General features: G+C 58.4%; 12 protein-coding genes. 7 read left to right on the top strand and 5 right to left on the bottom strand.

The window, feature by feature from the left end; translation table 11 throughout:
- Positions 1-7 precede the first annotated feature (7 nt).
- From frr to rpsB, 4 genes are all read right to left on the bottom strand, one after another.
- Positions 8-565 (bottom strand): ribosome recycling factor, encoded by a 558-nt coding sequence (gene frr / locus KUA23_RS06455; protein WP_025855128.1) that lies wholly within the window; start codon positions 563-565, stop codon positions 8-10.
- Positions 562-1305 carry a UMP kinase gene (gene pyrH / locus KUA23_RS06450; RefSeq protein ID WP_003172271.1) on the bottom strand — a complete coding sequence of 248 codons (744 nt, stop codon included), beginning with the start codon at positions 1303-1305 and terminating at the stop codon, positions 562-564. Before pyrH ends, frr begins: the two co-directional genes overlap by 4 nt.
- A gap of 211 nt (positions 1306-1516) precedes the next feature.
- A complete protein-coding gene (gene tsf, locus KUA23_RS06445; protein ID WP_078047204.1) occupies positions 1517-2380 on the bottom strand; it encodes a translation elongation factor Ts in 864 nt (287 codons plus the stop codon).
- 191 nt (positions 2381-2571) lie between these two features.
- The gene (gene rpsB, locus KUA23_RS06440) at positions 2572-3309 is read right to left on the bottom strand and encodes a 30S ribosomal protein S2 (RefSeq protein ID WP_003189158.1); all 738 of its coding nucleotides are present in this window, start codon (positions 3307-3309) and stop codon (positions 2572-2574) included.
- A 387-nt stretch (positions 3310-3696) separates the two neighbouring features.
- Between rpsB and map the strand changes: the two genes are divergently transcribed.
- From map to KUA23_RS06415, 5 genes are all read left to right on the top strand, one after another.
- Positions 3697-4479, top strand: a complete 783-nt coding sequence (gene map, locus KUA23_RS06435) for a type I methionyl aminopeptidase (protein ID WP_016975842.1) — start codon at positions 3697-3699, stop codon at positions 4477-4479.
- 64 nt (positions 4480-4543) lie between these two features.
- Complete coding sequence (locus KUA23_RS06430) at positions 4544-7246, top strand: [protein-PII] uridylyltransferase (RefSeq protein ID WP_078047203.1); 2703 nt, start codon at positions 4544-4546, stop codon at positions 7244-7246.
- Between the two features lie 143 nt (positions 7247-7389).
- Positions 7390-8589 carry a succinyldiaminopimelate transaminase gene (dapC, locus tag KUA23_RS06425; RefSeq protein WP_078047202.1) on the top strand — a complete coding sequence of 400 codons (1200 nt, stop codon included), beginning with the start codon at positions 7390-7392 and terminating at the stop codon, positions 8587-8589.
- A 135-nt stretch (positions 8590-8724) separates the two neighbouring features.
- A complete protein-coding gene (locus tag KUA23_RS06420; protein WP_252993600.1) occupies positions 8725-9435 on the top strand; it encodes a matrixin family metalloprotease in 711 nt (236 codons plus the stop codon).
- A gap of 243 nt (positions 9436-9678) precedes the next feature.
- Complete coding sequence (locus tag KUA23_RS06415) at positions 9679-10545, top strand: M12 family metallopeptidase (RefSeq protein ID WP_252993599.1); 867 nt, start codon at positions 9679-9681, stop codon at positions 10543-10545.
- Between the two features lie 7 nt (positions 10546-10552).
- Here the strand turns inward: KUA23_RS06415 and KUA23_RS06410 are convergent, their stop codons facing one another.
- Positions 10553-12196 (bottom strand): Na+/H+ antiporter, encoded by a 1644-nt coding sequence (locus tag KUA23_RS06410; protein WP_078047199.1) that lies wholly within the window; start codon positions 12194-12196, stop codon positions 10553-10555.
- Between the two features lie 267 nt (positions 12197-12463).
- On the opposite strand from KUA23_RS06410, the gene KUA23_RS06405 reads away from it, so the two are divergent.
- Positions 12464-12772: an arsenate reductase gene (locus KUA23_RS06405; protein WP_229999207.1), complete on the top strand. Its 309-nt coding sequence runs from the start codon at positions 12464-12466 to the stop codon at positions 12770-12772.
- Positions 12773-12805: 33 nt separating this feature from the next.
- A complete protein-coding gene (gene dapD / locus KUA23_RS06400; protein ID WP_078047198.1) occupies positions 12806-13840 on the top strand; it encodes a 2,3,4,5-tetrahydropyridine-2,6-dicarboxylate N-succinyltransferase in 1035 nt (344 codons plus the stop codon).
- The last annotated feature ends 22 nt before the right edge of the window (positions 13841-13862 follow it).

Below are 13862 nucleotides of genomic sequence, written 5' to 3'. Positions count from 1 at the left end.
TGACCCCTTATACGGCCATCAGGTCCTTTTCTTTTTCTTCCGTGGCCTTGGTGATCTGGGCCTCGGCATCCTTGGTCAGCTTGTCGATGTCAGCAGTGGCACGACGCTCTTCGTCTTCGCTGATTTCCTTGTCCTTGACCAGCTTCTTCAGGTCACCCAAGGCATCGCGGCGGATGTTGCGCACAGCAACACGAGCATCTTCGGCAGCGCTGCGTGCCTGCTTGGTGAAGCCCTTGCGGGTTTCCTCGGTCAGGGCCGGCATGGAGATCAGCAGCAACTCACCCAGGTTGGTCGGGTTGAGGTTCAAGCCAGCGCTCTGGATAGCCTTGTCGACAGCAGCCAGCATATTGCGCTCGAAAGCCACGACCTGCAGGGTGCGCGAGTCTTTAACGGTGACGTTGGCCACACTGCTCAGCGGGGTGTCGGCACCGTAGTAAGGCACCATCACGCTGCCAAGGATGCTCGGGTGCGCCTTGCCGGTACGAATCTGGCCGAATGCGTGGCTCAGAGACTCCAGGGATTTCTGCATACGCGCTTGGGCGTCTTTCTTGATTTCGTTGATCATTGTTGGCCTTCCTCGATCAGAGTCCCTTCTGCGCCGCCGTGTACGATATTCAGCAGGGCGCCGGGCTTGTTCATGTTAAATACGCGCAGCGGCATCTTGTGGTCGCGGCACAGGCAAATAGCCGTCAGGTCCATCACGCCCAGCTTGCGATCCAGTACTTCATCGTAGGTCAGATGATCGAACTTCTCGGCATGCGGGTCTTTGAATGGGTCTGCGGTGTACACACCGTCTACCTTGGTGGCCTTGAGCACCACGTCGGCATCGATCTCGATAGCACGCAGGCACGCTGCCGAGTCGGTGGTGAAGAACGGGTTACCCGTGCCAGCGGCGAAGATCACCACTTCCTTGGCGTTCAGGTGGCGCATGGCCTTGCGGCGGTCATAGTGATCGGTCACGCCGACCATGGAAATAGCCGACATCACGATAGCCGAGATATTGGCGCGCTCCAGGGCGTCGCGCATGGCCAGGGCGTTCATCACAGTGGCCAGCATGCCCATGTGGTCGCCGGTGACCCGATCCATACCGGCCGCACTCAGTGCCGCGCCGCGGAACAGGTTGCCGCCACCGATCACCAGGCCGACCTGTACGCCGATACCGACCAGTTGGCCGACTTCCAGCGCCATGCGGTCGAGCACCTTGGGATCGATCCCGAACTCTTCCGAGCCCATCAGGGCCTCGCCGCTAAGCTTGAGTAGAATGCGTTTATAGCGAGCCTGATAACCACTGCCCTGCTGAGCCATTGCGAATCTCTCCTGCGGCGTATTTTTTAAAAATTCTTGGCGAGCCGTTTACGGCTTGCGTTCACTCTAGCTGGACGCTGCTACAGCGCCATCGGAACACGGCTTTGTAAGCCAGTTCCGAGGGGAAGCCAATTAAAATCAGCCTTCCCATTTGAAAAGAGGCTGCGCGCGTGAGCGGGCAGCCTCTTTCGGGCGACAGTTGAAAACTGTCTTATTGCTTGGCGGCAGCCAGCTGGGCAGCAACTTCTTCAGCAAAGTTGTCGACCGGCTTCTCGATGCCTTCGCCTACTTTGTAGTAGGTGAAGGAAACGATTTCAGCACCGGCCTTCTTGGCCAGTTCGCCAACCTTGATTTCAGGGTTCTTGACGAACGCCTGCTCAACCAGGCTTGCTTCGGCCAGGAACTTGCTGATACGGCCTTTGACCATGTTCTCAACAATGTTTTCTGGCTTGCCTTTGATTTTTTCTTCGTTCAGCTGCAGGAACACAGCTTTTTCACGCTCGATCGCTTCGTCAGAAACTTCCGAAGGCAGCAGGAACTCAGGGTTGCTGGCAGCAACGTGCATAGCGATGTCTTTGGCCAGCTCAACGTCGCCGCCTTTCAGAACAACAGCTACGCCGATTTTGTTGCCGTGCAGGTAACCACCAACCACATCACCTTCAACGCGAGTCAGGCGACGGATGTTGACGTTTTCGCCAACCTTGCCGACCAGTACCAGGCGAGCAGCTTCTTGAGCTTCGATCAGAGGCTCAACGGTAGTCAGCTTGTCAGCGAATGCTTTTTCAACGCTGGCAGCAACGAATGCCTTGAAGTCGTCCTGCAGAGCCAGGAAGTCGGTCTGCGAGTTCACTTCCAGCAGAACGGCGGATTTACCGTCTTCTTTCAGAGCGATTGCGCCTTCAGCAGCTACGTTGCCTGCTTTCTTGGCAGCCTTGATGGCGCCGGAAGCACGCATGTCGTCGATGGCTTTTTCGATGTCGCCGCCGGCCTTGGTCAAGGCCTTTTTGCAATCCATCATGCCTTCGCCGGTACGCTCACGCAGTTCTTTGACCAACGCTGCAGTAATCTCTGCCATTTCAAAATCCTCTTGGATAGGTTTTCAACCATTCCACCCGATCAAACGGGCGATCAATTCTTCCCGAATTACCCTTGTAGGCCGCTGCACGTTACAGATGATGCAGTTGCGCTGCCGACAAATGGTTTTCGAGGTGGCAAAAAGGGGGCCAAGCCCCCTTTTTGCTTACTGAGTCAACGCCAGGGCGCTAATTACTCAGCGGCAGCTACCGGAGCTTCTTCAACGAACTGCTCGGTACCACCAGCAACGTGGTTGCGACCACGGATTACAGCGTCAGCCATCGAACCCATGTACAGCTGGATAGCGCGGATTGCGTCATCGTTGCCTGGGATGATGTAGTCAACGCCTTCCGGGCTGCTGTTGGTATCGACTACGCCGATAACCGGGATGCCCAGCTTGTTGGCTTCGGTGATCGCGATGCGCTCGTGATCAACGTCGATAACGAACAGTGCGTCAGGCAGACCGCCCATGTCCTTGATACCACCCAGGGAACGATCGAGCTTTTCCAGGTCACGGGAGCGCATCAGCGCTTCTTTCTTGGTCAGCTTGGCGAAAGTACCGTCTTCGGCTTGCACTTCAAGGTCACGCAGACGCTTGATGGAAGCACGGATGGTTTTGAAGTTGGTCAGCATGCCGCCCAACCAGCGGTGATCGACGTACGGCGAACCGCAACGTGCTGCTTCTTCAGCAACGATCTTGCCAGCGGAACGCTTGGTGCCGACGAACAGAATCTTGTTTTTGCCCTGGGCCAGGCGCTCTACGAAAGTCAGCGCTTCGTTGAACATTGGCAGGGTTTTTTCAAGGTTGATAATGTGGATCTTGTTACGCGCGCCGAAAATGTATTTACCCATTTTCGGGTTCCAGTAACGGGTCTGGTGACCGAAGTGCACACCGGCCTTCAGCATATCGCGCATGTTGACTTGGGACATGATAGTTCCTTAATAAGTCGGGTTTGGCCTCCACGTATCCCAATGACCAACCAGCGGCATCAAGGCCTCCGGCACCCAGGTCATCGTGTCGACACGTGTGTGGATTTAAGCTTTGCGGGGTATCCCCGGAAAGCGGCGCATTTTATACCACAGCATCGGCAAAAACGGAACACGCAATCACATTTGGAGCCGGACGCTTTGGTGTAACCCCTTGAATAGAGCCGAGATAGCCCTACCTTATAGAGAGAAGCGATCATCAGAGGCTCATGATTTGACGCCATCGTCTGTTAGAATCGCGTTTTTTGTGGCTTGTGCGAATTCTGTAACCTTTTGTCGCACGCCCGTAAACCGTATTGATTTCAGCGCGTCGCGCTAGAGAGAGCCTGTATGACCGTTAGCTTGAAAACCGCCGAAGACATCGCTGGCATGCGCATCGCCGGCAAACTGGCTGCCGACGTGCTGGAAATGATCGCCGAACACGTCAAGCCCGGCGTTACCACCGAAACCCTCAACCAGATCTGCCACGACTATATTGTCAACGTGCAGGGCGCCATTCCTGCGCCGCTGAACTACAAGGGCTTCCCCAAGTCGATCTGCACCTCGGTCAACCACGTGGTCTGCCACGGGATTCCGGGTGACAAGCCGTTGAAGGACGGCGACACCCTGAACATCGACGTCACCGTGATCAAGGACCGCTACTTCGGCGATACCAGCCGCATGTTCCACGTCGGCAACGTGCCGGTGTGGGCCGAGCGCCTATCCCAGGTGACCCAGGAATGCATGTACAAGGCCATCGAAATCGTCAAGCCTGGCTGCCGCCTGGGCGACATCGGTGAAGTGATCCAGAAGCACGCCGAAAAGAACGGCTTTTCGGTGGTGCGCGAATTCTGCGGCCACGGCATCGGCACCGTCTTCCACGAAGAGCCGCAGATCCTGCACTACGGCCGTGCCGGCACCGGCATGGAACTGAAGGCCGGCATGACCTTCACCATCGAGCCGATGATCAACCAGGGCAAGGCCGACACCAAAGTGCTGGGCGACGGCTGGACCGCGATCACCAAGGATCGCAAGCTCTCGGCCCAGTGGGAGCACACCCTGCTGGTCACCGAAACCGGCTACGAGATCTTCACGCTGCGTGCGGACGACACGATCCCCCGCGTTTCCGCGTAAGGATCACCCAGGTTTTCCCCCACTGTGTTGTGACTGACTGTTAGATAGAAAGGAAAACCGATCGATGCCCCAGGTGGATCCCGAACTCTTTGACCGTGGCCAGTTCCAGGCCGAACTGGCCCTGAAGGCGAGCCCTATCGCCGCGTTCAAGAAAGCTATCCGCCAGGCCCGCGAGGTGCTCGACGAGCGCTTTCGCAGTGGCCGGGACATTCGCCGGCTGATCGAGGACCGCGCCTGGTTTGTCGATAACATTCTGCAAAAGGCTTGGGAACAGTTCAGTTGGAGCGAAGACGCCGACATCGCCCTGGTGGCGGTCGGCGGCTACGGGCGTGGCGAGTTGCACCCCTACTCCGATATCGACCTGCTGATCCTGCTGGACAGCGCCGACCATGAGATCTTTCGCGATTCCATCGAGCGTTTTCTGACGCTGTTGTGGGACATCGGCCTGGAAGTCGGCCAAAGTGTGCGTTCAGTGGACGAATGCGCCGAAGAGGCCCGCGCCGACCTCACCGTGATCACCAACCTGATGGAAAGCCGCACTATCGCTGGCCCCGAGCGCCTGCGCCAGCGCATGCTCGAAGTCACCAGCACCGCGCACATGTGGCCAAGCAAGGACTTCTTCCTGGCCAAGCGTGCCGAGCAAAAGGCCCGGCACCACAAGTACAACGACACCGAATACAACCTGGAACCCAACGTCAAAGGCTCGCCGGGCGGGCTGCGGGACATCCAGACGATTTTGTGGGTGGCCCGTCGCCAATACGGCACCCTCAACCTGCGCGCCCTGGCGGGCGAAGGCTTCCTGGTAGAGAGCGAAAACGCTCTGCTGGCCTCGTCGCAGGAATTCCTCTGGAAGGTACGCTACGCACTGCACATGCTCGCCGGGCGCTCCGAAGACCGCCTGCTGTTCGACCACCAGCGCTCCATCGCCACCCTGCTGGGTTTTGAAGGCGAGGACGCGAAGACCAGCATCGAAAGCTTCATGCAGCAGTATTACCGGGTGGTCATGAGCATTGCCCAGCTCAGCGACCTGATCATCCAGCACTTCGAAGAAGTGATCCTGGCCCCCGAGGATGAAGCGCCGCCACAGCCGATCAACTCGCGCTTCCAGCTGCATGATGGCTACATCGAGGCGCGCAACGACAATGTGTTCCGTCGCACGCCGTTCGCCATGCTGGAAATTTTCGTGCTGATGGCCCAGCAGCCGGAAATCAAGGGCGTACGCGCCGATACCATCCGCCTGCTGCGGGAAAACCGTCACCTGATCGACGATGATTTCCGTAACGACATCCGCAACACCAGCCTGTTTATCGAACTGTTCAAGTGCAAGATCGGTATCCACCGCAACCTGCGGCGCATGAACCGCTACGGCATTCTCGGGCGTTACTTGCCGGAGTTCGGCTTTATTGTCGGGCAAATGCAGCACGACCTGTTCCACATCTATACCGTGGACGCCCACACCCTGAACCTGATCAAGCACCTGCGTAAGCTGCAGTACACCCAGGTGTCAGAGAAATTCCCGCTGGCCAGCAAACTCATGGCCAAGCTGCCCAAACCCGAGCTGATCTACCTGGCCGGCCTGTACCACGACATCGGCAAAGGCCGGCATGGCGACCATTCCGAGATCGGCGCCGTGGATGCCGAGGCCTTCTGCCAGCGCCACCAGTTGCCACTTTGGGACAGCCGGCTGATCGTCTGGCTGGTGCAGAACCACCTGGTGATGTCGACCACTGCCCAGCGCAAGGACTTGTCCGACCCGCAGGTGATCCACGACTTTGCGCAGATCGTCGGCGATGAAACCCGCCTCGATTACCTGTACGTGCTGACCGTCTCCGACATCAACGCCACCAACCCGACGCTGTGGAACTCCTGGCGTGCCAGCCTGCTGCGCCAGCTCTACACCGAGACCAAGCGTGCCTTGCGTCGCGGCCTGGAAAACCCGGTGGACCGCGAAGAGCAGATCCGCCGCACCCAGAGCGCCGCCCTGGATATCCTGGTGCGCGGCGGCAACGATCCGGACGATGTCGAGCAACTGTGGTCGCAACTGGGTGACGATTATTTCCTGCGCCACACCGCCGGCGACGTGGCCTGGCACAGTGACGCGATCCTGCAACAGCCTGCCGATGGCGGCCCGCTGGTGCTGATCAAGGAAACCACCCAGCGCGAATTCGAAGGCGGCACGCAGATATTCATCTACGCCCCCGACCAGCACGATTTCTTCGCCGTGACCGTGGCCGCCATGGACCAGCTCAACCTGAACATTCATGACGCCCGGGTCATCACCTCCAGCAGCCAGTTCACCCTCGACACCTATATCGTGCTCGACACCGACGGCGACTCGATCGGCGACAACCCAGTGCGGGTGAAAAAGATCCGCGAAGGCCTGACCGAGGCCCTGCGCAACCCTGACGACTACCCGACCATCATCCAGCGCCGGGTACCGCGCCAACTCAAACACTTTGCGTTTGCGCCACAGGTGACCATTTCCAACGACGCCCAGCGTCCGGTCACGGTACTGGAACTCAGCGCCCCGGATCGCCCAGGCCTGTTGGCCCGTATTGGTGGAATCTTCCTGGAGTTCGACCTGTCGTTGCAGAACGCCAAGATTGCGACCCTCGGCGAGCGCGTGGAAGACGTGTTCTTTATTACCGATGCCGACAACCAGCCGCTGTCCGACCCGGAGCTGTGCCTGCGCCTGCAGGAAGCCATCGTCCAACAGCTAAGCGTCACCCAGGAACCCGGCGTCGAACTGACGCGCCTGACCATATGAATTTTTAACTTTGTAAACACGCCCTTTGTAGGAGCTGGCTTGCCGGCGATGCGAACACCTTGGTGTATCAGGTGCACCGACGCGATGCCATCGCTGGCAAGCCAGTTCCTACACGGTCTGTGTACACCGTCATAGAGGCTTACATGAACAACGCCCTGAACCAACTGCAGCCCTACCCGTTCGAGAAATTGCGCGCCTTGCTGGGCAGCGTCACGCCGAACCCGGACAAGCGCCCGATCGCACTGTCCATCGGCGAACCCAAGCACACATCGCCAACGTTCGTGGCTGAAGCACTGAGCAATAACCTCGACCAGATGGCGGTGTACCCGACCACGCTGGGCATCCCGGCCCTGCGCGAGGCCATCGGCGCCTGGTGCGAGCGCCGCTTCAACGTGCCCAAGGGCTGGCTCGACCCGGCGCGCAATATCCTGCCGGTGAACGGCACCCGTGAAGCGCTGTTCGCCTTCACCCAGACCGTGGTCAATCGTGGTGATGACGCGCTGGTAGTCAGCCCGAACCCGTTCTACCAGATCTACGAGGGCGCAGCGTTCCTGGCCGGGGCCAAGCCACACTACCTGCCATGCCTGGACGCCAATGGCTTCAACCCGGATTTCGACGCGGTGTCGCCGGACATCTGGAAACGCTGCCAGATCCTGTTCCTGTGCTCCCCCGGCAACCCGACCGGCGCATTGATCCCGGTCGACACCCTGAAAAAACTCATCGCCCTGGCCGACGAATACGACTTCGTCATCGCCGCCGACGAGTGCTACAGCGAACTCTACTTCGACGAACAAACCCCGCCACCCGGCCTACTGAGCGCCTGCGTCGAACTGGGTCGCCAGGACTTCAAACGTTGCGTGGTGTTCCACAGCCTGTCCAAGCGCTCCAACCTGCCCGGCCTGCGTTCCGGGTTCGTGGCCGGCGACGCCGAGATCCTCAAGGCTTTCCTGCTGTACCGCACCTACCACGGTTGCGCGATGCCGGTGCAAACCCAGCTGGCCAGTATCGCGGCCTGGCAGGATGAAGCCCACGTGCAGGCCAACCGTGACTTGTACCGCGAGAAATTCGATGCGGTGCTGGCGATCCTCAAGCCGGTACTGGATGTGCAGAGCCCGGATGGCGGCTTCTATCTGTGGCCGAATGTGAACGGCGACGATGCCACGTTCTGCCGCGATCTGTTCGTGGAAGAACACGTGACCGTGGTGCCAGGTTCGTACCTGTCCCGTGAAGTGGACGGCACCAACCCCGGCGCCGGACGCGTGCGTATGGCGCTGGTTGCGCCGCTGGCGGAATGTGTCGAGGCAGCCGAACGGATCAAGGCATTCATCACCCGTCGACACTGATCAACGAGGCCCGTTTGCACGCTGTAGTACACGGGCCTTCGCAGCGAAACATCTGCTAGTGACTACAGGGGAACGTTCCTGCAGCTTGAGTGAATAAGGAGTGGTCTTCGTCTTTATTCACAGCAGGAAAAAACCATGATCATTGCGAACAGCTCTCCTTTTCTTCATTCCCCCCTCCCCAACGAAGAAGCACCAGGCGCCAGTCGCTCAAGAACGCGACGTAATGTTGGCGAACCCGGCACGTATTGGCCACAGAACAGCACGATTAAAATCGCTCTGTACGGCTACGACATGAATGGGCCCTGGGTACAGGCCGTGAAGAACGCCGCCAACCAATGGCTGCCGCATATCAATCTCAAGTTCGAGTTTGTATCGGGAGAGGAAGGCGACGTGCGGATTTCGTACCGCCCACTGAGTCAACCTGCCGGCTCTGATTTGGGTACGAACGCGAGGCATACTCCTCCCGGGGAGCCGACTATGCATCTACCTGCAGACCCTACGGACCCAGACTTCGAAAAGACCGTAATTCATGAGTTCGGGCATATGCTGGGCGCTCGCCATGCCCATCAGCACCCGGATTCCAACATTCCATGGAACGTCCCCCAGACTTACGCCTATTACGGCCGGCTAGGCATGAGTGAAGAAAGTGTGCGCAGCAATATCCTCCCCCTCCCACGTAGCGACGCCTACTCGCTCCTTCCTTACGATGGGGATTCGATCATGCACTATCACATCGATCCGGAGGTGACGGACGGGTCTTGGGCGCAATCGGAATCTTATTCGCTCAGCGAGGGAGATAAAGCCTGGGCAAGAAATGCTTACCCTAGGACAGGGCAGGCAGAGTAATCATTCATCTTATAGACCCCAAACTCGGCTTATTCATATTCAAATCCGTCGTCATATACCTCTGAGCGTCAGCATCTGCTGCCCAAAGCTGATCGCATAGTGCAATCCACTCTGTCTCTCAAGTAACGGCTAACGTTCAGCAATAGATTCTCCGGAACCAAAGACATCAAGAGAACAACAATGCACACAGCACCCACCTGCCCCATTTTCAACCACGCAGGATTGGTCATCGAGGACAGGACAATGACCCGTATCGCACACTCACACCCCCCTATGCTTACAAACGCTTTCACTGCGCACACACCCCGTGACACTTCGAACAATGACGCAAGTATCAATACGCAACCCCTGAGTAGAAAAAAACGGGGTATTGCTGAGACTGCAAACCTTTGGCCTCAAAACTCAACACTTAAAATCTCGTTATACGGCTTAGACGAAAAGACCAAAAAGCTTATAAAAGAGGAAGCCAGCAAACTCCTACCCCACATCAATCTAAAGTTCGAATTCACAGACGAACGTGGAGGAGACATAAGAGTCACCCTGTTCAAGGGTACATGGTCTGCCGTCGGCACCGAGGCAAAAACTTTGCCGGTCGACGAACCCACCCTGTCTTTCGACAGAGGACTGATTGACACCCCCGAAGACCGTGGGCTAATAAAACATGAATTTATGCATGCACTCGGCGTGCACCATGAACATCAGCACCCCGACAGGGTTCTACCTCCTGAAGTACAGCTAGAGTATGAGGACCTTAAACAACGCGTAGACGCGCTAGAGAGAAAAAAAGAGGTCGCGATCAAAAGCGGGGACAAATGGGATTTGAAGAACGCAGAAAAAGAACTCAAACCCTTAAAAGAAAAATTAGAGCAAATGACCCGCGACAAAATAAACATTATCAACCCTGATACCTCGACCCTCACAGACTACGACCCTGGTTCGATAACGGGTTATTGGCCCACCCCCAGAACCGAAGAGCTCTCAGACGGAGACAAAGAACTTCTGCGCTTACTCTATCCACCCAACACCGCACCGTCAGAGGCTCACACAATAATCGCCCCTTTACCGCTGGCAACTACACTCATACGTTTCCTGATAGAAGAAGCGAATTGAGCAACGCTCATTTAACGCTGCCCAAATTCGCCTCACTCATATCCAGATCCGCCAACACCTCCCGCAACACGTCATCACCAATCTGGTGATGACGGCTAAGGCTATACAACTCCAATCGCTGCGCCCTGAGCGCCTTCAGTCGTAGCTTGCGCTCAAGCAGGTCCATCTGCTGCGCCAACGCCTGGGCTTCAGCAGAATCGTTGAACACTTCCAACTGATGGCGATATTCCGACATCAGGCGGGCCTTGAGTTCAGTAGCGAGTGCGGCCTGGGCGGCATCCTGGGTTTCGGCTTCAGCGGGCTCCTCCGCTTCAAGGGCGTGGATTGCCGCGACGGCAGTTTTCTTCCAGGCTTCACGCACTTCCTTGTGGCGTTTTTCATCAGGACTTTTTTCGATACCACGCAACAACAGCGGCAAAGCGATACACGCTGCAATCAGCGACAGCAAGATCACCCCGGCAGCAATGAAGATCAGCAGGTCGCGTTCGGGAAAGTCCTGGCCCGGCGCCAGCAGCAAAGGCACCGACATCACACCGGCCAAGGTCACCGCCCCGCGCACACCGCCAACGGTCAACAGCCAGCAGGAACGGGCGGTCGGCACCAGCGTCAGCTCGCTTTTGCCGCGAATCCTGCGTAACAGCCCGGACAGCCGCCAGATGCTCTGCACCCAGATAAAACGCAGCACCACCAAAACCAGGAAGATCGCAATCACATCCAGGCAGCGATAAAACAGCGCCGGCCACAGCGTCGGCTCATGGCTGACCACCGCCTTGATGATGTCCGGCAGTTGCAGGCCCAGCAGCAAGAAAATCAGACCGTTGAAGGCAAACTCCAACAGCGACCACACGCTGCGGTTAAGCAAGCGCGTGCTGGTCTGGCGCGGCAGCAGGTCGAGCCAGCTTTGCATCATGCCCGCCGCCACCGCTGACAAAATGCCCGAGGCGCCCAAGCGCTCGGCCAGCACATAGGCGGCAAACGGCAGCAGCAACATGAACACCACGTGGGTCGCTGGATCATCCCAGCCGCGGGCAATCATCCAGGCGCGCAAACGGCCGACCAACCAGCTCAGGGCCACGCCGACCGCCAGGCCACCCACGGCCACCAGGACAAAGGTCAGGCTCGCGTCCGCCAGGGAAAACACCCCCGTCAACGCCGCCGCCAGGGCGAACTTGAACGTTACCAGGCCCGAAGCATCGTTCATCAAGGCTTCGCCCTGGAGCATATGCATCAGCGGTGTGGGGAGACGGTTTTGGGCAATGGCCGACACCGCCACGGCATCCGTCGGCGACAACACGGCCGCCAGGGCGAAGGCCACCGGCAACGGGATCGTAGGCAATATCCAATGGATGAAGTAGCCCGCACCGACCACCGTGAACAGCACCAGCCCCACCGCCAGCGTCAGGATCGGCCCACGCAGCCGCCACAACTCACGCTTGGGCATGCGCCAACCGTCGGAGAACAACAATGGCGGCAGGAACAGAAACAGGAACAGCTCCGGGTCCAGCGCCACATGCAGCCCCAGCGTGGGCCAGGCCAGCAAGGCACCCGCGGCGATCTGCACCAAAGGTAAGGGTAACGGAATGACGCGCCCGACAAGGCGTGAAACGCTGACCAGCATCAGCAGGATAAGAACGGTGTAGGCGGTTTGCATAAAGCGGGGTTCCCGGGCAATCGACTTGCAACGACACACATCAGGCAACAACTCACCGTTGAAGTGCCATATTACCCAGCTATGTTACCGCCCATGCTGCCTGCGGGCATTGGCACATAAGTCGCACGCCAGCATGACGAGGGGCACCGGCCCGCTGGTCGTGGCATAATCCATGACCTTTAATTTTCACTTGGTCCAAAGGGGGGCAATTCCTTGACCGCTTCAAGCAAAACGTTGCACCTTTTCGGCATCAAAGCCTGCGACACCATGAAAAAGGCGCGCACCTGGCTCGATGAGCACGGCGTCAGCTATGAGTTCCACGACTACAAAACGGCCGGTATCGACCGCGAACACTTGACCCAATGGTGCAACGAGCACGGTTGGCAGGTGGTTTTGAACCGTGCGGGCACCACCTTTCGCAAACTCGAAGACGAACGCAAAGCCGATCTCGATCAGTCGAAAGCCATTGAATTGATGCTCGCACAACCTTCGATGATCAAGCGCCCAGTGCTCGATCTCGGTGACAGAACCCTGATTGGCTTCAAGCCAGATAGTTATTCGGCGGCCCTCAAGTAGGCCAGCCCTTTCCATTTTTGTAGAGGTAACAGCATGTCCAATTCCCTGTTCAGCCTGGGCTTCGGCGTCGGCACTCAGAACCGCCAAGGTGCTTGGCTGGAAGTGTTTTACGCACAACCGTTGCTTAACCCATCGGCTGAAATTGTCGCCGCCATCACGCCGATCCTCGGTTACACCGAAGGCAACCAGGCAATCACGTTCACCGTCACCCAGGCCCTGCAACTGGCTGACGCGCTCAAAGGTGTCGACGCCGCCCAAGCCGCGCTGCTGAGCCGCCTGGCTGAAAGCCACACCCCGCTGGTCGCCACCCTGTTGGCCGAAGACGCCGCGCTGACCTCCACCCCCGAGGCCTACCTCAAGCTGCACCTGCTGTCCCATCGCCTGGTCAAGCCACACGGCCTGAGCCTGGCCGGTGTGTTCCCGCAGCTGCCGAACGTAGCCTGGACCAGCCAGGGCGCGATCGACATCAACGAACTGGCCGAGCGCCAGCTCGAAGCGCGCCTGCGTGGCGAGTTGCTGGAAGTGTTCTCGGTGGACAAGTTCCCGAAAATGACCGACTACGTCGTGCCGAGCGGCGTACGTATTGCTGACGCCGCGCGTATCCGCCTGGGTGCCTATGTGGGCGAAGGCACTACCGTGATGCACGAAGGTTTCGTCAACTTCAACGCCGGTACCGAAGGCCCGGGCATGATCGAAGGCCGTGTATCGGCTGGCGTCTTCGTCGGCAAGGGTTCGGACCTGGGCGGCGGTTGCTCTACCATGGGCACCCTGTCGGGCGGCGGCAACATCGTGATCAAGGTCGGCGAAGGCTGCCTGATCGGCGCCAACGCCGGTATCGGTATCCCGCTGGGCGACCGCAACACCGTCGAATCGGGCCTGTATGTCACCGCTGGCACCAAGGTCGCACTGCTGGACGAGCAAAACCAACTGGTCAAAGTGGTCAAGGCCCGTGAACTGGCTGGCCAGCCGGACCTGCTGTTCCGCCGCAACTCCGAGACCGGTGCCGTGGAGTGCAAAACCCACAAATCGGCCATCGAACTGAACGAAGCGCTGCACGCTCACAACTAAGCAGCCACTCGATGCCACTAGC

The organism is Pseudomonas pergaminensis (assembly GCF_024112395.2).
Taxonomy (GTDB): domain Bacteria; phylum Pseudomonadota; class Gammaproteobacteria; order Pseudomonadales; family Pseudomonadaceae; genus Aquipseudomonas; species Aquipseudomonas pergaminensis.
This window is presented reverse-complemented; position numbering and strand designations above follow the sequence as displayed.

What these genes read in the sequence shown, in the direction of transcription:
- frr (WP_025855128.1), bottom strand. Translation starts at nt 565, where the DNA reads ATGATCAACGAAATCAAGAAAGACGCCCAAGCGCGTATGCAGAAATCC.
- pyrH (WP_003172271.1), bottom strand. Translation starts at nt 1,305, where the DNA reads ATGGCTCAGCAGGGCAGTGGTTATCAGGCTCGCTATAAACGCATTCTA.
- tsf (WP_078047204.1), bottom strand. Translation starts at nt 2,380, where the DNA reads ATGGCAGAGATTACTGCAGCGTTGGTCAAAGAACTGCGTGAGCGTACC.
- rpsB (WP_003189158.1), bottom strand. Translation starts at nt 3,309, where the DNA reads ATGTCCCAAGTCAACATGCGCGATATGCTGAAGGCCGGTGTGCACTTC.
- map (WP_016975842.1), top strand. Translation starts at nt 3,697, where the DNA reads ATGACCGTTAGCTTGAAAACCGCCGAAGACATCGCTGGCATGCGCATC.
- KUA23_RS06430 (WP_078047203.1), top strand. Translation starts at nt 4,544, where the DNA reads ATGCCCCAGGTGGATCCCGAACTCTTTGACCGTGGCCAGTTCCAGGCC.
- dapC (WP_078047202.1), top strand. Translation starts at nt 7,390, where the DNA reads ATGAACAACGCCCTGAACCAACTGCAGCCCTACCCGTTCGAGAAATTG.
- KUA23_RS06420 (WP_252993600.1), top strand. Translation starts at nt 8,725, where the DNA reads ATGATCATTGCGAACAGCTCTCCTTTTCTTCATTCCCCCCTCCCCAAC.
- KUA23_RS06415 (WP_252993599.1), top strand. Translation starts at nt 9,679, where the DNA reads ATGACCCGTATCGCACACTCACACCCCCCTATGCTTACAAACGCTTTC.
- KUA23_RS06410 (WP_078047199.1), bottom strand. Translation starts at nt 12,196, where the DNA reads ATGCAAACCGCCTACACCGTTCTTATCCTGCTGATGCTGGTCAGCGTT.
- KUA23_RS06405 (WP_229999207.1), top strand. Translation starts at nt 12,464, where the DNA reads ATGAAAAAGGCGCGCACCTGGCTCGATGAGCACGGCGTCAGCTATGAG.
- dapD (WP_078047198.1), top strand. Translation starts at nt 12,806, where the DNA reads ATGTCCAATTCCCTGTTCAGCCTGGGCTTCGGCGTCGGCACTCAGAAC.